Source organism: Dehalobacter sp. DCM, assembly GCF_024972775.1.
Lineage (GTDB): Bacteria > Bacillota > Desulfitobacteriia > Desulfitobacteriales > Syntrophobotulaceae > Dehalobacter.
Genome location: NZ_CP092282.1, coordinates 1,628,484 through 1,645,755, shown reverse-complemented (window position 1 = coordinate 1,645,755; position 17,272 = coordinate 1,628,484). Strand labels below are relative to the sequence as shown.

The 17,272-nt window shown below is 45.2% G+C and carries 19 protein-coding genes; 1 reads left to right on the top strand and 18 read right to left on the bottom strand.

The features are described 5' to 3' along the window. Positions 1 to 29: 29 nt before the first annotated feature. The 8 genes from LPY66_RS07735 to phoU all read right to left on the bottom strand — a co-directional run bounded on the left by LPY66_RS07735 (position 30) and on the right by phoU (position 6,938). Positions 30 to 923, bottom strand: coding sequence for an HpcH/HpaI aldolase/citrate lyase family protein (locus LPY66_RS07735; RefSeq protein ID WP_337987501.1), 894 nt, complete (start codon positions 921 to 923; stop codon positions 30 to 32). Between the two features lie 119 nt (positions 924 to 1,042). Then, positions 1,043 to 1,939: a succinate--CoA ligase subunit alpha gene (locus tag LPY66_RS07730; RefSeq protein WP_337987500.1), complete on the bottom strand. Its 897-nt coding sequence runs from the start codon at positions 1,937 to 1,939 to the stop codon at positions 1,043 to 1,045. A gap of 52 nt (positions 1,940 to 1,991) precedes the next feature. Continuing rightward, complete coding sequence (locus LPY66_RS07725) at positions 1,992 to 2,285, bottom strand: hypothetical protein (protein ID WP_337987499.1); 294 nt, start codon at positions 2,283 to 2,285, stop codon at positions 1,992 to 1,994. Between the two features lie 8 nt (positions 2,286 to 2,293). Continuing rightward, positions 2,294 to 3,568 carry an ATP-grasp domain-containing protein gene (locus LPY66_RS07720; protein WP_337987498.1) on the bottom strand — a complete coding sequence of 425 codons (1,275 nt, stop codon included), beginning with the start codon at positions 3,566 to 3,568 and terminating at the stop codon, positions 2,294 to 2,296. A 352-nt stretch (positions 3,569 to 3,920) separates the two neighbouring features. Then, positions 3,921 to 4,388, bottom strand: a complete 468-nt coding sequence (gene rnhA, locus LPY66_RS07715) for a ribonuclease HI (protein ID WP_337987497.1) — start codon at positions 4,386 to 4,388, stop codon at positions 3,921 to 3,923. Between the two features lie 26 nt (positions 4,389 to 4,414). Next, positions 4,415 to 4,879 (bottom strand): N-acetyltransferase, encoded by a 465-nt coding sequence (locus LPY66_RS07710; protein ID WP_337987496.1) that lies wholly within the window; start codon positions 4,877 to 4,879, stop codon positions 4,415 to 4,417. 109 nt (positions 4,880 to 4,988) lie between these two features. Beyond that, positions 4,989 to 6,206 carry a hypothetical protein gene (locus LPY66_RS07705; protein ID WP_337987495.1) on the bottom strand — a complete coding sequence of 406 codons (1,218 nt, stop codon included), beginning with the start codon at positions 6,204 to 6,206 and terminating at the stop codon, positions 4,989 to 4,991. Positions 6,207 to 6,284: 78 nt separating this feature from the next. Continuing rightward, positions 6,285 to 6,938, bottom strand: coding sequence for a phosphate signaling complex protein PhoU (gene phoU, locus LPY66_RS07700; RefSeq protein WP_337987494.1), 654 nt, complete (start codon positions 6,936 to 6,938; stop codon positions 6,285 to 6,287). Between the two features lie 173 nt (positions 6,939 to 7,111). On the opposite strand from phoU, the gene LPY66_RS07695 reads away from it, so the two are divergent. After that, positions 7,112 to 7,633: a hypothetical protein gene (locus LPY66_RS07695; RefSeq protein ID WP_337987493.1), complete on the top strand. Its 522-nt coding sequence runs from the start codon at positions 7,112 to 7,114 to the stop codon at positions 7,631 to 7,633. A gap of 3 nt (positions 7,634 to 7,636) precedes the next feature. On the opposite strand, the gene LPY66_RS07690 is transcribed toward LPY66_RS07695, so the two are convergent. From LPY66_RS07690 to LPY66_RS07645, 10 genes are all read right to left on the bottom strand, one after another. Then, positions 7,637 to 7,891 carry a hypothetical protein gene (locus tag LPY66_RS07690; RefSeq protein WP_337987492.1) on the bottom strand — a complete coding sequence of 85 codons (255 nt, stop codon included), beginning with the start codon at positions 7,889 to 7,891 and terminating at the stop codon, positions 7,637 to 7,639. Positions 7,892 to 8,150: 259 nt separating this feature from the next. Then, the gene (locus tag LPY66_RS07685) at positions 8,151 to 9,005 is read right to left on the bottom strand and encodes a PHP domain-containing protein (RefSeq protein WP_337987491.1); all 855 of its coding nucleotides are present in this window, start codon (positions 9,003 to 9,005) and stop codon (positions 8,151 to 8,153) included. Between the two features lie 61 nt (positions 9,006 to 9,066). Then, positions 9,067 to 10,020: a dipeptidase gene (locus LPY66_RS07680; protein ID WP_337987490.1), complete on the bottom strand. Its 954-nt coding sequence runs from the start codon at positions 10,018 to 10,020 to the stop codon at positions 9,067 to 9,069. Between the two features lie 147 nt (positions 10,021 to 10,167). Continuing rightward, positions 10,168 to 10,428, bottom strand: a complete 261-nt coding sequence (locus LPY66_RS07675; RefSeq protein ID WP_026156341.1) for a stage V sporulation protein S — start codon at positions 10,426 to 10,428, stop codon at positions 10,168 to 10,170. A 278-nt stretch (positions 10,429 to 10,706) separates the two neighbouring features. Then, entirely contained in the window at positions 10,707 to 11,516 is an 810-nt protein-coding gene (locus LPY66_RS07670; RefSeq protein WP_337987489.1) for a TIGR00282 family metallophosphoesterase, read from the bottom strand. A 9-nt stretch (positions 11,517 to 11,525) separates the two neighbouring features. Further along, positions 11,526 to 12,038 carry a hypothetical protein gene (locus LPY66_RS07665; protein WP_337987488.1) on the bottom strand — a complete coding sequence of 171 codons (513 nt, stop codon included), beginning with the start codon at positions 12,036 to 12,038 and terminating at the stop codon, positions 11,526 to 11,528. 262 nt (positions 12,039 to 12,300) lie between these two features. After that, positions 12,301 to 13,818, bottom strand: a complete 1,518-nt coding sequence (gene rny, locus LPY66_RS07660; RefSeq protein ID WP_337988045.1) for a ribonuclease Y — start codon at positions 13,816 to 13,818, stop codon at positions 12,301 to 12,303. 433 nt (positions 13,819 to 14,251) lie between these two features. Further along, complete coding sequence (locus LPY66_RS07655; RefSeq protein ID WP_337987487.1) at positions 14,252 to 14,800, bottom strand: regulatory protein RecX; 549 nt, start codon at positions 14,798 to 14,800, stop codon at positions 14,252 to 14,254. Further along, positions 14,790 to 15,836 carry a recombinase RecA gene (gene recA, locus LPY66_RS07650; protein WP_337987486.1) on the bottom strand — a complete coding sequence of 349 codons (1,047 nt, stop codon included), beginning with the start codon at positions 15,834 to 15,836 and terminating at the stop codon, positions 14,790 to 14,792. The genes LPY66_RS07655 and recA overlap by 11 nt, the downstream gene beginning before the upstream one ends. Before the next feature lie 160 nt (positions 15,837 to 15,996). Next, on the bottom strand, positions 15,997 to 17,241 hold the full coding sequence (locus tag LPY66_RS07645) for a competence/damage-inducible protein A (RefSeq protein WP_337987485.1): 1,245 nt from the start codon (positions 17,239 to 17,241) through the stop codon (positions 15,997 to 15,999). Positions 17,242 to 17,272: the final 31 nt, after the last annotated feature.

The window sequence follows — 17,272 nt, the reverse complement described above, 5'->3', positions numbered from 1 at the left end:
TTGTTTTATATGGCCCTTGATCGTTTATCTTAGGCTTGTCTTGTCGCGTTTTTTGCTTCAATTTCTGCATGCGCTGCGAGGATGTCTTTGGCATTGAGGTAAACCGGTGTATCCACCATTTTCCCGTTGTAGGAAACAGCCGCTTTTCCTTTAGCAATACCCTCTTCCTCGAAGACTTTCACAACACCATTGGCCCATTCGACATCGGCCGGATCCGGAGCATACAAGCGGTTAGACGGTTCGACCTGTCCAGGGTGGATGATCATGCGGCCTTCATAGCCCATTTGTTTGCCGTCGGCGACGTTTTTCTCGAAAGCGGGGATATCCTGGTAAGCAACGAAAGGCGCGTCGATAGCGACGATACCAGCTGCACGGCAGGCAACGCCCACTTTAGCACGTCCCCATAATTGCTCGGTTGACTCGGAAGTCAGTTTGATCCGCATATCACGGCAGTAGTCAACAGCGCCAAAAATCGCGTTGACATTTCTCTTGCTGGCTAAGCAGCATTCGTAGGCGTTCATAATCCCTTTGGCCGTTTCCAGCAGCATAGAAATTTTAATGGAGCCAACTTCAAGACCACGGCGGCGCTCGAGTTCTTCAAGCTTCCAATCCAGTCGTTTCACATCGTCGGGATGGCCGGTTTTCGCCAGAGTAACGCCGTCAAGTCCTTCCCAAACGACAGCCTCCAAGTCATCATTGGTCAGTTCGGTTTCCCAGTTGTTGATCCTGACATAGACTAAAGCTCCGCCGGATCCGGCATACTTCAGATTTTCGGCAATGATTTTACGGGCAGCTTCTTTCTCGGCCGGGGGTACGGAATCTTCCAGGTCCAGGGTGATGATATCGGCAGGAATGCTTGGCGCTTTCTCAACCATCTTCGGATTATTTCCCGGGACATACATAATGGATCTCATAACAGCCATAGTGGGGGTCCTCCTTTAATTTTCCTTCATACACTTATCATTTTTCATCGTTTAAGTAATATCTTTCTTTAGCAGCAGTCAGATTATTTTAACCACTGACACTAAAGTACCATACGCACTTAGTCCTTGATTTTTTCTTTTAGAATTATCGGGATATCGGTTGGAGTTTCGGCAACAAACCCCCCCGCCTTGGTCACCGCTTCAATCTTGCTCTTGGCTGAACCGCGGCCACGTTCAACGATATTGGATGCATGGGAGAAACGCTGGCCTTCCGGTGCCCAAGCCCCCGCTACATAGATTACGAAGGGCTTGGTGAATTTACCTGAAGCAATCACGTCGGCGCATTCTTCTTCCTGCGATCCGCCGATTTCTGCGTACACAGCAACTCCCTTTGTTTCAGGATCCTCTTCAAACATCGGCAGAAGATCGGCCATGGACGTTCCGATAACGGGTTCTGTCCCGGTATGGACCACCGTGCTCACACCAAATCCGCCTTCACGAAGTACCCAGGGAATTGTCCCGGATTGTCCGCCGCTGCGGGAGAATACGCCGATACTGCCTTTTTTAAAGAATTTATTTGCCCATTCGACGTTGCCGCCCAGCCAGCCGACAACCGCTTCTCCGGGCGTCAGAATGCCAATCGAGCCAGGTCCAATCAAACGTGCTCCCCGCATTTGGCAATAAGCTATCATTTCCATAATATCATGGATCGGTGTCCCTTCAACACAGGGGATGATATTCTTGACCCCGGCATCCGCCGCTTCAAAAACGGCTGTTTTCAAAACACTGCCCGGTACGAATATCACGCTGAAATCAATGTCGCCTTTTTCTCTGGCAATTTCTTTGACCGTATGATACACCGGTACCCCGTGGATCTCTTCTCCTTTTTTGCCCGGGCTCGTTCCGCCGATAACCTGGGTGCCGTATTCTTTCATGTATTTGGTCCGCACAGATCCTTCACGGCCTGTGATCCCTTGGATAACTACCTTGGAATGTTTACTAATCAAAATACCCATTTTATATCCCTCATTCTTATATTGGCATAGTGACTACGATCACACCGTTTAATTATTTGTCTGTCCTTTTGGCAAGATACGCATCGATTCCTTCGATGGGCACAGTGATCTTCAGTGCTTTATTACCTTCAAATTGGCAAGCGATCTCACAGGCTAAACACTCTGTCCCCAGCCGTAAAATCTCATCCGAACCTAAATGGGCAACCGAGGGTTTGCCTCCTTCGTCCACTTGAAGGATCCCTCTTGCATATTTTTTACAAGCAGCGACGCACGCTTTGGTATCGCAGCAGTCGCACTTGCTGGTATCTATTCTCACAATAATACTTTTCTCTTTTATTTCCAGCATGGCATTCCCTACTTTCCTTGTGCATCTTTTTCTGCTCTGTATTCCTTAGTCAGAGCCAGGAGTCGCTCACCGATAAATTTGGTATCGGTGACATGTTCCTTTCCATAAATCTCAATGCGTCTCCCGATACCGTCCGGCGTCATCAGTTCCGCCAGCCCTTTACGCATGATTTCCATGGATTCATCCTCCCTGTTGCCGCAAAGCAGCAGAACACAAGGCAGACCAGGCTTCTTCGGAAGCTCTTCCCAGAGTACTTTGACAATCGCATGCGCATGATGCCATTGCTCTTGGTTCGCCATCATAAAACCACCCAGAAGGTAACCGTCAATATTGGGCTGAGACAGCACACATTTTGCTACACGATAAATTTTAGAACCAACCGGATTGCCACTGGTATCTGCGTAATTGGCAGGTTTAAGGCCGACTTGGTTCAATGCGTCTAAGCCCATCATGGCTGAACCGCCACCAATGGGATGATAACCGATATAACCCGGACTGAGCTCATCGTAGCCCATATTCATCAGAAAGCCGGTACCGCGGGCATCCGTCTCTTCAATGCTCCACCCGATGATATCCAGCTCGGTTGGTTCACCGGGGAGGTCCCGGGCAATCTTGATACCGAATTCCGGATGACGGCCAACGGCACTATTGTCGATTTCCATTTTGCAGTCAGCACAAATAAGGCTGCCATCGCCGGTCATGACAAACGGATTGATCTCCAGCGTTTGGCAGTCATATTTTTTATACGTCTGCGACAGTTTGGTCAAAAATGATGCAAATTTGCTGACATCTTTATTGGGAATGCCCGCACGGACGCAAAAGTCAATGGCGTCATAAATCTGCAAACCAAAAATAGGGTCGATATTCATCTTAAAAATCAGATCTTCGGGAACACTTTCAATATCCATACCGCCCTCGGTACTGAACATCAGCATCGGGCAGCGCGCATCCCGGGCATTGTTAATCACAAAAGAGCAATAGAACTCCTTTTTGATATCCAGTTTTTCTTCAATCAATACTTTTCTGACTGGCAGCCCCTTGACCGTTTTGGCCATGATTTCTGCCGCTGCCGCTTCAGCTTCATCCGGTGTCTCCACCAGTTTTACAATCCCGGCTTTGCCACGGCCGCCTGCCTGTACCTGACCCTTGACTGCTACTGCTTTCCCGATCCATGCGGCAGCTTCTTTGGCTTCTTCAGGAGAAGCCGCCATTCTGCCTTTCGGTACAGGTATACCTGCTTTGGCAAGCCATTCTTTACCTTGATACTCTAGAAATTTTGCCATCCGTTATCCCTTCCACATCTCTAAGAATTATTTGATACAACACCCGCGTGTTAGAAAATACTTTTAGAATATCCAAATAAAACTTGGCTTACGCCAAGACTTAAAAAAAAGGAATAGTGTTGTTTATTCCTTTAATCATATTGAATTAATAAACGATGCCGGAGGATTTTATCATGATCGCTATATGCAGTTTTTGTGCAAAAAATCACTATAAAATACCTTATGACTATTATATCGAAATTAATTGCAAAAACAAGCCAAAATTTGCTTAAATAATAGTAATTATCAAAAATATTTTATACTCAGGGAATACAATTGTCTTCGAGCCGCAGATTAATTGACGATTCAAAAATTAATTCTTTGCCCGTGCTTCGCTGATAGCCCTTCTCGCCAGTTCGTCACATCTTTCATTCTCCGGATGACCGGCATGCCCTTTAACCTTAATCCAAGTGACATGATGTATCTTGGCTAATTCAAGCAACGAAACCCATAGGTCTTTATTCTCTACCGGCTTTTTCTGGGAATTAAGCCAGCCGTTTCTTTGCCAGTTGACCAGCCATTTCTGTTCAAACGCATTGATCAAATAAGCGCTGTCACTGTGCAGTTCTGCCCGGCAGGGCTCCTTGAGCGCTGATAAAGCCTGGACAGCCGCAGTCAACTCCATACGCTGGTTCGTCGTATTCGCTTCAAACCCGTTCAATTCACGCGTATTTTCCCCATATTTGAGTATGGCTCCCCAACCACCCGGTCCCGGATTGCCGGAACACGCTCCGTCGGTGTAAATTTTTACTGTCTTTGTATTTTTATCATAGTCAGACATACTAACCTACCTCTTCCTAAATGATCTTAGTCTAAATATAAAATCATCGCATTCTCGTCGCAGTTCGGGAACTTGACGCAATTGATACAATCGCGCCAGACCTTGTGGGGCATCGCATTCTTGTCGGTCAGTGTGAAACCCATATGTTTAAAGAATTCCACTTGATACGTTAACGTAAACACCTTAGGACAATGAAGCTCCCGCGCTTCGTCAAGCAGAAGATCGATTATCTTGCGCCCGATCCCTTGCCCTCTGTAATTCTCATCAACAGCTAATGTCCTGATCTCAGCCAGATCATCCCAAATAATATGTAAAGAGCCTGTCCCTACCACTCTGTCGCTGTCGCCGTCCACAGCGACAATGACTTCCCGGATCCCCTCGTACAGTGTGCTCCGGGTACGGGGAAGCATGATACCCTGTTCTGCATAGTAATTGATCAGACTAAGGATATCCTCAACATCACTTAATTTTGCTCTGCGATACGTAATCATCTCTACTCCTCTGCTTTTTGAAAATTATTTATAGCCTTTAACACCCTTTTCTTGAAGCAAACGCTGCCAGCTCTCGAAATGGCGAAGAGTTTGTTCCTTAAAATTCAAGCTAATAAACAAACGCATTTGCGCTTAACTCCTTTAATCCCTTAAAACCTTCTGTTTTCCATTCTTTTGGCAGAATATAAATCGGAAATTTCTCAGGTTGTTTCAGCCAGGATTGGAACAGCAGAAGCTCTTCAAGATATGACTGTTCACAGAGAAAAAAAATCTTTTCATTCCAGACCCGAACGATACCATTCACGGTCTTGTTATCCTTGATACTGCTTTCGAAAGCAGAAAAGGCAAGAAGCGCATATGCGGCCATGTGGAAGGGTTTTTCCAGTACGGGCTTCAGCATCGAAAGCACCTCGCCGTCCTGAAAAAAATACAAATGATTCATGTCTATCATATCATTTCTATCCCGGGGAAGCCATGGGGAATCCAGATATCTACCAAAATATCTGGGAATAGCTTCCTTATCATTGATGACTTTGAGGTCAAACAAATCCCGCGTATCAAGGCTGCCGTTGATCTCCATATTTTCAAGAAGTTCCAGAATCCCTGTGATGCTGCGGCAAAATTCATCATTGATATTACCGGATACATCCACCCAACCTAACTTGGAAAATTTCGAAGCAATGTTTTTGTTGCGTGTCCATTTAACTTTTGTTGCGAGGTCAAATTTATTCCCTTTCTTTTTGACTTCGGCTATCTCTATATTTCCCCAACAATAGACGATTTTATTTTTCTCGTAGACGGTTCTTACTCTTCTGCGGGTCAAACCGTCGAAAAAGTCATTGATGATCCGCAGATGATTCCAAGCCACTGCATTGAGCTCGCGATGCCAATAATCCAATCCGCACCGGGGTTCACCGATATCGGCATGAAAAGATGCCTTATAATAATCCTTATCTGTAACCGCATAAAGGCTTGGCGTAAGTCTGGCCTTCCAAAACACGGCTTTGGCTACCAACATTCCTCCGATTTGATTGATGGCTTTAACAAACACCGGTGAAAAGTCAGCAGCAACAAAATAGATAACCGTCCGGGTTCCATTCCCGATATGGGCACCCCACTGGATGCCTCCTAAAAGGAAGTCTTCGTCTTTATATTTGTCTTCAGCTGCAATAATGCCTATACGCAGATTAATATCTCCGCCGCTGAAGTATGCAAACTGTGCGGGAAGGTGCCAGCCTTTTCGTGTTTCATCCGTGCATTCCTCTAACCCGGATACAGCAAAGATGCTTGGATGAGCATCCCATACCTTCTTCCATAGTGTTTTCAATACAAATCCTCCCCTTACAAGCTGTTTTTGTAATTAATACGCTTGACAGGGAGAGGAAATACCAAAAAAAAATAAAAATCAGCGGTTTAAGTCCTCACGAATCCCAAGCTCCATATACACGACTTCCTCTCCGATATTCGTGCAATAATCACCGATCCTTTCGATATAACGTGTTGCAAGTAAGAGCTGCATTGCTTGAGCCGACATCGAAGAATCTTTTGCCGTCATTTCATCCAGCTCGTTGAGGATACGTTTATAATAAGCGTCAATTTCATGATCCGCTTCCGCTAAAGACCGCGCTTTCGCGATATCCGTGTTGATAAACGCCTCAACCGCCGTATGCAGCATTCTAATAGCTGCTTCAGCCATCTTCGGCATATCAATCAGCGGTTTGATCAGCGGTACCGAACCTATCCGCAAGGAAACTTTGGCAATATCAACTGCCAAGTCCCCCATTCTTTCTAAATAGGATATGATCCGGTAACTGCCGATGATGATCCTGAGATCGGCGGCAAATGGCTGCTGTGTCGCTACCAAATGCGTGCAGAACTGCTCTATATCATGTTCCGCGTCATTGATAACCGCATCATTCTTCATCACCTTTTCTGCCAATGTCATATCCCGTGTTTTTAAGCTTTCCATCGATAGTTCCAGTGCCGTTTGAACTAATCGGCTCATTTCCACAATTTTATTCTTCAATTCCGCGAGTTGTGACTCTAATTTTTTGCGCATCTGATTTCCCCCCAAAGTATAGCCAGAGCATCGATACTTTTCCCAGTATAACAGATATTGTCAAAGACGAGTAGCAAATAAGGAAGTATTAATTTAAAATAGTATAATAGTATTGTATTGTAACATAACGGAATCGGGTACGCATTGAAGATGTACACGACAGCGGAAAGAGAGTGGTCGCACTGTTATATCGGATAAAGCAATTTCTTAATGCACTATGGCCAAGTGTTCGTGACAGTGAGTACACCTGGATATATCGCGAATTATCCGAGGCTGAGGCTACCTTGTTTACACGACAAACCTTGACTGATCAGCGACATGCTTTGGATGTCGCCTATGACATTCAAAACCAAAAGCGATTTATCGAGATGACTTACGGATCTAAGGATTATCAAAATCTTCTTCATGCGGCTTTACTTCACGACTGCGGAAAAGCGCTGATCGCTTTGCATCTGTGGCAGCGTATTTTTATTGTCCTTTTTGGACATTTTCCGGCGAATATTAAAAAAGAGATCCTTGCTCAGCGATCCCTTTTGACTAAAACCCTAATCATTTATCAGCAGCACCCCGTCTGGGGAAAACGGTTGGCGTTTAAAGCCGGCGTTAATCCGGATATCCAAACGTTCATCCTCAACCATCATGCGCCGACCTCGCCGAAGGAAAAAATACTTTATATGGCGGATAACCGGAATTAGGGCTTATTCTCGCATGTAGTTCTTAAACTCCAATAATTCAAACTCCTGTATACCATTCTGTTTTCCATTGCCGTGCTTACGATATCGCTGCAGCTGTTTTGTTTTTTGTTCGAGTTTTTGATTAAGTATCTTCTTATCTTTTTCGAGTTGTTCCAGAAGATCCATGAGAACCCTCCGGCTTAATCGCAGATTATCAAGCTGCTTTTCCAGTTCCATGATTCGTTTATTTAAAAGAACAACTTCATCATTTGGATTCATGTTTTCATCTCCCAGTCATAGAATACCCCTGCTGCTTCAACGATAAATTCGATATTCGTATCTTCAGCTTGTACTCTGTAACATCTAATTCCTTACATTATCGTCGATTAAATTTCCGTCTGACTGCGTTGTCGTCATTCGTAATACAGCCAGTATTACTCAATCCTTCGCCTTGTCATACGAAAATTTTCCTCGCCGAGTAATGCAAGTTTTAGGTGTTACAAAGTACTAGTAATATTCTATACATGGAAGTTAAATTTTAATCCTTTTGTTGAAAAAAGATGGATGAGCGTTGTTCGATCTCTTTAATAACATTCATCCCCACACCCCAGTCGCCGAGGTTGATCCCCGGTTTGACAGAGTGCCCGTGATAATCCGATCCACCGGTGATGATCAATCCGTTTTGCTTAGCAATTTTCGTTAAGCGCCAACGATCATCCGCTGAATTTTCGGGGTGAAATACTTCGATTCCCTGCAAGCCAACTTTCACCCATTGAGATATTTCCTGAGCCGTGCAGAAGGATCCCGGATGAGCAACAACAGCAACCCCGCCTGCATCGCGAATGATCCGGATGGCTTCGGCTGGGTCTAGCTTATTTCTCGGCACATAGGCCGGGCGGCCTATCTTTAGATATTTATCGAACGCTATATGAACGTTATCGACAACTTTCTTCTCAATCAAAGCCTGTGCGATATGTGGACGCCCTATGGAATCACCTTCAGCATGTTTCAGCACATCTTCAAACGCAATATCCACACCGCATTGTGATAGTTTGCCAATCATCTTCTTGATGCGCTGGACGCGCTTCTCGCGTAATTCTGACAAACGAGTGGCAAGGTTATCGTCGTTCGCATTAAGAGCGTAGCCCAGGATATGAACCTCTCTGCCTTCCCAATCCGTATTGATCTCAATCCCTTTAAGCACTGTTATATGATATTGTTTGCCGGCTTTCTCGGCTTCCGACCACCCACTAATGGTATCGTGGTCAGTTATCGCTACTGCTTTAAGCCCGACTTCCCATGCCTGTCTAACAACTTGAGCTGGAGTGCAGACACCGTCCGATTCTGTCGTGTGACAGTGCAGATCCGCCTCATATTTTGCCGTATGTATCATACTCGTCCTCTTAACTATTGATAATCGCCCTTAGTGATCTTTATTCTGATCCGGTTTGCCCTCATTTTATAACAGCAGACAAAAACCGAACATAGTTGCTATAACATATTTTTTCCAATTCGCTGCGGTTAAAACCGGCGCGGCTCAGTTTTTCTACAAGGTATGGGTATTTCCCAACATGCTCCAGCCTGGCAGGTGTGGACTCGATCCCATCAAAGTCCGATCCGAAACCCACACTGTCTACTCCCGCAACCTCGGCGATATGACAGATATGTCTGACCACATCGTTTATATCGGCCTGTCCGTTATCGCAGAGGAAATCCTGACAGAAATTGATGCCGACAAGTCCTTTGTTTGCAGCAAGCGCACGCAGCTGATCATCCGTAAGGTTTCTGCGATGTCCACACAGTGCCGCGGCACAGGAATGTGAAGCGATGATAGGTGTTCTGGAATGATGAATCACATCCCAAAATCCGGCTGCATTGACATGCGAAACATCAATAATCATCCCAAGTTCGTTCATTTTTTCAATAACTTTAAAACCGAATTGCGATAAACCACCGCTGTCAGGCCCTTCGCCCACACCGTTGGCGATAGCATTGCGTTCATTCCAGGTCAGTCCAATGCTCCGGACACCGAGTCTGAAAATCAGGTCCAGCATAAACAGACTTTCGCCGATGATTTCTCCGCCTTCCACATTGATCAGTAGACCGATGGCGTCGGATTGGCCTAATTTTAGGATATCGTTTTTAGATTTCACAAGAAAAACATCACTGTGATTCTTATCGATAAATTCCAGCGCGGCTTGCAGCAATTCAAGACCTCGCCAGGCTGCCTGGAAAGGCTTATATTCGCTTTCAATATATAAAGCGAGAAACTGGAGTCCAAGACGTGCATCCTGTGCCCTTGTCAAGTCCCAGTGACCGAAAGACGACGGCTCCCTTAAATCTCTTTTCCTGGCAAGATAATCCCCGATACTGTCACAATGTCCGTCTGCTATCCATAAATCAGCCATGATTGACTCCTTAAATTATTATATTACTAAGTATCATTATAGCATGATTTTCCAGCGACCTGTAATATCACACATACTTAACTAAAAAGAACTTGCCGTTAATCGACAAGTCCTTATATTTGGTTTATGCGGATGTTCACTGTGCCATTATCTTGGCTCCACAATTAACTTAATGGCTGTTCTTTCCTCGCCTTCAATCTGTATATCCGTAAATGCCGGAATACAAACGAGATCAAGTCCGCTTGGCGCGACGAAGCCTCTGGCTATTGCAACTGCTTTCACTGCCTGGTTTAATGCACCGGCACCGATCGCCTGCAATTCAGCTCCTCCTTTTTCTCTGAGTACACCGGCTAAGGCACCGGCTACAGAATTTGGACTGGATTTTGCTGAGACTTTTAATACATCCATTCTATGTACCTCCCACTAGACCCTTTTACATGTATTTCCACACTGTAAATATATTCTAGTAAATTGAAAAAAATCCTCTTTCAGGAAGCACCGCCCTTGGTTTTTTCGTATCTCAAAAATAAACGCTTTTCGACAATATACTATCCCATACGTTCTGATTTGTTTATTTGCGCTGTGCAAAAGCTATTAATCCTATAAACGCATATATATCCGTCATTTTCATATCTGGGAGAAATTGGACAGGGGAGACAGAGGGACGTAGACCTTTGTCCCCTTAACTAAGGAGACAAAGGTCTACGTCCCTCTGTCTCCCCGTTATCTCTTTGGATAGGCTGGATACTTCGTGCTTTTCCTGTCTTCTCATCAATATCCAGAACGACCCCGTTCAGCTGATGCACTCCGTCGGCAACCTCAAACCGCGCCGGCATCTGAGTCAGAAAGTTATTAATAATGATTTCCTTCTTTACGCCAAGAACAGAATCGCGGGGTCCTGTCATACCGGCATCGGTGATATACGCAGTACCCTGGTTTAAGACGCGGGCATCCGCTGTTTGGATATGGGTATGCGTCCCGATAACCGCGCTGACCTTCCCGTTTAAGAACCAGCCAAGAGCTACTTTTTCTGATGTCGCTTCAGCATGAAAGTCGACAATAATGATCGGCGTTTCTTGGGCCATGGCGTTAATCAGCGGGATGATCATGGTGAATGGATTGTCCAAGGGCTGCAGGAATATGCGTCCGGATAAATTGATGATGCCTGTTTTTATTCCATTGAGCGACACAAAACCATACCCTTTGCCAGGTACCCCTCTCGGATAATTGGCAGGACGAATTAACTTATTTTCATTATCGATAAATTTGACGATATCCTTTTGATCCCAGACATGGTTTCCCATGGTCAGGAAATTAACTCCGTAATCATAGAGCTCCGTCGCTGTATCTCTGGTCAGACCTCTCCCGTGCGACGCATTCTCCGCATTAGCGATAACCAGATCCAGTTGATAGGTTTTCCGAAGTTCCGGTAAAAATGCAGCAACGGCTTCTCGTCCCGGTCTGCCGACAATATCAGCAATAAAAAGAATTTTCATAGTGATCCCCTAACCATTAAATACAAGGACTCTGCCTTCTTCACGCAAAGCGGTTAAGCTTTTTTCCGTACCATTAGCGCGGATCGCGGTTATCATATGGCTGATTACTTCGTCCTGCAGCAGGATTTCTTCATCAGGTAAATTAGCATCATCCGCAATCAGCTTGTTTGCCAGTTCATCCTTCATCATTTCAACGATGAGGCTGATTTCACTTTGAGTAATACTGCTTAAGTCCCTGCTGATGACAATTAAGTCCATCTCCTGCTCAAATATCTCCATATCGCAGCGTTTCATCTGACGTCCTTCAATTTTATGGAACATCTCCAACGCTTGATAAAGCTTTGTTTTGATGGCTGTAAAATCAAATCCTGTGGTCGCTAGAAACTTGAGTACCATCGTCTGCTGTTCATAGTTACAACTGATCGTCACAATTTCAGGGTAACGAAGCAGTATTGAAACCAGCAAGCCGGTACTATAATTTAAATAGTTCGATTCAGTATTGGCAACTTCAAAGGCGCCCATGGCATTAATCCTTTCCTGAACAGTATACTTTTTTTCTCATTTATTTGATATGATACGGCAAAATCCTTCTGTATGAAACTAGTAAATTAATCCTCTGTTTTCGCCTATGTTTAGGGCAACGCCATTTCCTAGTCTGGCAAAATATACAGTGATATACTAACAAAGCAGGTATAAACCTGCTTTGTTAGTATAGTACATTCTTTTGTTAATGTCTACATCAATCTGGATCGTCCGTTTCCGGACTCTTTGTGCCTACGGGAGATCATTTTGCGTAATCGACTGCCCGAGTTTCACGAACCACAACGACTTTGATTTGTCCCGGATATTCGAGCTCTTCCTCAATACGTTTGGCGATATCATGAGCAACTCTCGGTGCAAGCACGTCATCAATTTTGTCCGGATTAATAATAATGCGGATTTCCCTTCCGGCTTGAATAGCGAATGATTTTTCTACACCTTCAAAGGTCTGAGCAATCTCTTCCAACTTTTGAAGACGCTTAATGTAGGATTCCAAAGTTTCACGTCGTGCACCCGGTCTGGCTGCCGATACGGCGTCCGCGGCTGCGACAAGAACGGCAACAATTGTTTTCGGTTCCGTATCACCGTGGTGTGCTTCGATGGCGTGAATAACATCCCAGGATTCTTTATACTTTTTACAGAGATCAACTCCGATTTCGACATGAGTACCTTCTGTATCATGATCGACAGCTTTGCCAATATCATGTAAAAGTCCCGCACGTTTCGCTATCTGAACATCGACACCAAGTTCAGCTGCCATAAGTCCGGATAGATGCGCAACTTCGATCGAATGCTTCAACACATTCTGTCCATAGCTTGTTCTGAACTTCAACCGTCCAAGCAATTTAATCAGTTCCGGATGAATACCGTGAACTGCCGTTTCAAAGGTTGCTTGTTCTCCTTCTTCTCGGATCTTCTGATCGACTTCCTTCTGCGCCTTTTCAACCATCTCTTCAATCCGAGCAGGATGGATGCGTCCGTCAAGAATCAGTTTCTCCAGTGCAACTCGGGCAACTTCTCTACGGATGGGGTCAAAGCCCGAAAGGATCACAGCTTCAGGTGTATCGTCAATAATTAAATCAATACCCGTTAACGTTTCAAGAGCTCTGATATTCCGGCCCTCGCGGCCAATAATACGCCCCTTCATTTCATCGTTAGGCAGGGCAACGACGGAAACCGTACTTTCTGCGACATGATCTGCCGCGCAACGATGAATTGCCAAAGAAATAATATCTTTAGCTCGTTTTTCAGCCTCTTCCTTTGTCCGGGTCTCATATTCCTTAATCATAATTGCCGATTCGTAACGTACTTCGTCCTCGACACTTTTCAGCAAGAGCTGTTTTGCTTCTTCTGGCGTTAAGCCTGAAAGCCTTTCCAATTCTGCCACTTGCTTGGCTAAAAGTTCATTCAGTTCACTTTTTTGTTTCTCAACATCTGCTTCTTTATTCTGCAGATTCTCTTCTTTGCGTTCTAACGTCTCCAACTTTCGCTCAAGGGTTTCCTCACGTTGAAGGTTACGTCTTTCCAGACGTTGGATCTCGTTTCGTCTCTCCCTGGTTTCTTTCTCAATATCATTGCGCAGCTGCATAACTTCTTCTTTCGCTGCAACGATTTTTTCTCTTTTTTTGGCTTCGGCCTCAACCTCCGCATTCTGTAAGAGCCTTTTTGCTTCTATTTCCGCAGATCCAATCGTTTTTTCCGCCGAAGTTTTACGAATAAACCAGCCGATTAGACCGCCAATCGCTAAGCCAGCGAGCACCATAATAACTGCAATCAAGCTTGATATTTCCAAAGCTTCACCTCCTTAACCTAATGTTTTAATATAAAATACCATAAATTAAGTAAAACTTGGCTGTCGCCAAGTCTTTGGCGGCAGACCTAGCTGCACTTAGATATATCATAAAAGATTTATACTTTCTGATATACCAAAAAAACTGGTCAGACCAGTTCTGTTAAATTTAACCCTCATTATTTATTTTCTCCATATAAGCTACAACGAAAAGCTACACGGATCCCCTGTGCAGACTTCTATGTTCAATTAATATAAGAGAAAACCGTAAAGGTTATAATTTACAAGAAACTAATCCATCAAGTACTAGTTTAATTAAATGTGTAAATATTGTCAAGGTGAGTCCCGAATTATCCCTGCACAATCTGTCAATACCAACCATATTGACTAAATATTCGAATGCAAATCAATCTATCTCGCGCAGGATCTCGTTAAGAATTCTTTTGACTGTTTCCAGCCGATACCCTTTGGACAGCAGTTTATCGCCAATTCTCTTTCGCAGCAGAATCCCCGGAGAATGCTTGATTTCGGAATCGTCTGAGTATGAATCCGACGCTGTGCTGGCAATTTTTTTCAAATATTTATTATATTCGCTTAAATAAATCTTACGTCCGATGACTATTCCGTTTTCGAGTTCCTTTTGGTCGGGATAACCTTCTTCCAGTGCGCGTTCAACCAGAGCGGCATCAATCCCTTTGTGATGGAGTTCCCCTTTAATCCGCGCTCTGGAATATCTCGCCGCTTTGCTTTTTATGAGCGTAATGGCGAATACGTGGTCATCCAGGTAACGCCACTCCTTTAACTTATTGATTGCCTCGGTGACTTCTTCCGAGGAATAACCCTTCAACTCCAATTTATTGGCAAGCTGAAAAGCCGACATTTGCCGTCGGCTTAAACAGTCCAGCGCTGTTGTTAAAGCGCTTTTCGTGGAAGTTGTCCCTTGTTTAATCATCATAATCGCTTATTTTCGTATCCTCAGCCGTGTGCGGCTTTTCTTTTACATTCAAAACCGTATCCCGAATCTTGTTTTCGATTTCGTCAGCAATAGCCGGATGCTGGCGCAAAAAGTCCTTCACATTCTCTCTTCCCTGACCAAGGCGTTCCCCATTATAAGAGTACCACGCGCCGGATTTGAGCATAATACCGGCTTCCGATCCCATATCAACGATACTGCCTTCTCGGGAGATCCCTTCGCCGTAAATTAAATCAAAATCGGCAAAGCTAAAAGGTGGCGCGACTTTGTTCTTAACTACTTTTACCCGGGTACGATTTCCGATGATATCCTGCCCTTGCTTGATGATATCTTGTTTCTTGACTTCCAATCTAACAGAAGCATAGAACTTCAATGCTCTTCCGCCTGTGGTTGTCTCCGGATTTCCGAACATGATGCCAACTTTTTCACGGATCTGGTTAATAAAGATCACGCATGTATGGCTCTTGCTGATAGCACCTGTAAGCTTTCGCAGAGCCTGTGACATCAGTCTGGCGTGGAGTCCCACATGGGAGTCACCCATTTCGCCCTCGATCTCCGCTCTCGGGACAAGGGCAGCGACGGAGTCGATAACGATAACATCTATCGCTCCGCTGCGAACCAGCGCTTCGCAGATTTCTAACGCCTGTTCCCCCGTGTCCGGCTGGGAAACCAGCAGGTCATCGACGTTAACGCCCAGGGCACGCGCATAGATCGGGTCAAGGGCGTGCTCCGCATCGATGAATGCCGCTACTCCCCCCGTTTTCTGGGCTTCAGCGATAATATGTAATGCGACGGTTGTCTTTCCGGATGATTCCGGTCCGTATATTTCAATAACACGGCCTCGCGGGACTCCGCCCACGCCTAAAGCCAAATCCAGTGCCAAGGAACCCGTTGAGATTGTTTCTACCGCCATGCGGTCTGAAGCCTCTCCCAATTTCATAATAGCACCCTTGCCGAATTGTTTCTCAATCTGACTGAGTGCCATATCCAACGCTTTTAATTTATCCGGAGCAGCCATCTCTAAAAGCCTCCCTTAATATTTATCTCATGCCTTTGCAATCAAACGTATGTTCGACTTCTATTATACGTTTTATTTACGGGTATTGTCAATCCAACTTCAACCAATACTTTTCGCACTTTAGCGACAGCATCAGTCATCCTTTGACATCGTGTTCAGGTTAAGCATTTTCTTTTTCCTGCAGATAAAGCCGCAGCATATTTAAAGCGGTCTCCGCTGTCATTTCCCGCACTGACTGTCGATTCCCCGAGAATTGATTCTTTGTTATCTCCACGCCGCCGGCATAGGCCAGGGCAATGTATACCAGCCCGACCGGTTTATCAGCGGTGCCTCCCCCCGGCCCGGCAACACCCGTTGTCGCCAGTCCGATATCAGCCCCAAATGCCCTGCGTGCGCCTTCTGCCATTTCCCCGGCCACACACTCACTGACCGCGCCCTCTTCGATGAGACTTTTTTCCTGAACACCAAGTAATTTCTGCTTCGCTGCGTTGGCATAACTGACGATACCACCGAGGTAATACGCTGAGCATCCGGCTTCTGCTGTGATCCGGCCTCCAAGTAAACCGCCGGTGCACGATTCCGCAGTAGACAAAGTCAATTGCTGCGCCAAAAGTAATTTACCGATAACACTGGCATGGGTCTCGTCACCAACTGCAAATACTTTGTTTCCAAGCTTTTCCCGAATCAGCGATTCTTGTTGATCCAGGATCGCTGCCGCTTGTACCGGATCAGAGGTTCTGACCGTCATTTTAAGATCGATATAGGTATGTTTATCCAAAAGTGCCAGTGCGAAGGTTGGATCCGACAAGAGATCGGCAAGTTCTTGCTCGAGTTCCGATTCGCCTAAACCGAATACCTTGAGTACTCTGACTTTCATACTCTCAGGGTCTTTATCCAGAAGTCGCGTCAGCTGAGGCAGTGCATACTTTTGAAACATGACTTCCATTTCCGAAGGCGGTCCGGGTAAGATGATACAATATTTGTTATCTTTATGAATAAACGCCCCGGGAGCGGTTCCGTTATCGTTGGTCAAAATAAACGCACTTTCGGGGAAATAGGCTTGTTTCTCCGCTTGCGGCGGCATTGTGTCGTTCTGATAAAATGCCGCGATGCGCTTCATACTTTCGGCGTCAAATTTCATGGTTAGTCCAAGAACTTCGGCAACGATTTCTTTGGTCAGATCGTCAATCGTCGGTCCTGTTCCGCCACTGATAAACACCATTTGGGAACGGTTCCATGCCTGGCGGAAAACGTCCCTTAGTCTTTCTCGGTTATCGCCCACGGTGGTAAGATAATCCACTTCAATCCCCAGAACAGAGAGCTGCCCGGTAAGATAATAGGCACTTGTATTCAGTGTTTTTCCAAGCAATAATTCTGTTCCCGTTGAAATAATTTCTGCTTTCATTGTGAACACTCCAATCGTTGATTGAATGTTT

What these genes read in the sequence shown, in the direction of transcription:
- LPY66_RS07645 (WP_337987485.1), bottom strand. Translation starts at nt 17,241, where the DNA reads ATGAAAGCAGAAATTATTTCAACGGGAACAGAATTATTGCTTGGAAAA.
- LPY66_RS07730 (WP_337987500.1), bottom strand. Translation starts at nt 1,939, where the DNA reads ATGGGTATTTTGATTAGTAAACATTCCAAGGTAGTTATCCAAGGGATC.
- LPY66_RS07710 (WP_337987496.1), bottom strand. Translation starts at nt 4,879, where the DNA reads ATGATTACGTATCGCAGAGCAAAATTAAGTGATGTTGAGGATATCCTT.
- LPY66_RS07690 (WP_337987492.1), bottom strand. Translation starts at nt 7,891, where the DNA reads ATGAATCCAAATGATGAAGTTGTTCTTTTAAATAAACGAATCATGGAA.
- LPY66_RS07735 (WP_337987501.1), bottom strand. Translation starts at nt 923, where the DNA reads ATGGCTGTTATGAGATCCATTATGTATGTCCCGGGAAATAATCCGAAG.
- LPY66_RS07725 (WP_337987499.1), bottom strand. Translation starts at nt 2,285, where the DNA reads ATGCTGGAAATAAAAGAGAAAAGTATTATTGTGAGAATAGATACCAGC.
- rnhA (WP_337987497.1), bottom strand. Translation starts at nt 4,388, where the DNA reads ATGTCTGACTATGATAAAAATACAAAGACAGTAAAAATTTACACCGAC.
- LPY66_RS07670 (WP_337987489.1), bottom strand. Translation starts at nt 11,516, where the DNA reads ATGAAAATTCTTTTTATTGCTGATATTGTCGGCAGACCGGGACGAGAA.
- LPY66_RS07675 (WP_026156341.1), bottom strand. Translation starts at nt 10,428, where the DNA reads ATGGATGTATTAAAAGTCTCAGCAAAATCCAGTCCAAATTCTGTAGCC.
- recA (WP_337987486.1), bottom strand. Translation starts at nt 15,836, where the DNA reads ATGGCTGCTCCGGATAAATTAAAAGCGTTGGATATGGCACTCAGTCAG.
- phoU (WP_337987494.1), bottom strand. Translation starts at nt 6,938, where the DNA reads ATGCGCAAAAAATTAGAGTCACAACTCGCGGAATTGAAGAATAAAATT.
- LPY66_RS07655 (WP_337987487.1), bottom strand. Translation starts at nt 14,800, where the DNA reads ATGATGATTAAACAAGGGACAACTTCCACGAAAAGCGCTTTAACAACA.
- rny (WP_337988045.1), bottom strand. Translation starts at nt 13,818, where the DNA reads ATGGTGCTCGCTGGCTTAGCGATTGGCGGTCTAATCGGCTGGTTTATT.
- LPY66_RS07665 (WP_337987488.1), bottom strand. Translation starts at nt 12,038, where the DNA reads ATGGGCGCCTTTGAAGTTGCCAATACTGAATCGAACTATTTAAATTAT.
- LPY66_RS07720 (WP_337987498.1), bottom strand. Translation starts at nt 3,568, where the DNA reads ATGGCAAAATTTCTAGAGTATCAAGGTAAAGAATGGCTTGCCAAAGCA.
- LPY66_RS07685 (WP_337987491.1), bottom strand. Translation starts at nt 9,005, where the DNA reads ATGATACATACGGCAAAATATGAGGCGGATCTGCACTGTCACACGACA.
- LPY66_RS07680 (WP_337987490.1), bottom strand. Translation starts at nt 10,020, where the DNA reads ATGGCTGATTTATGGATAGCAGACGGACATTGTGACAGTATCGGGGAT.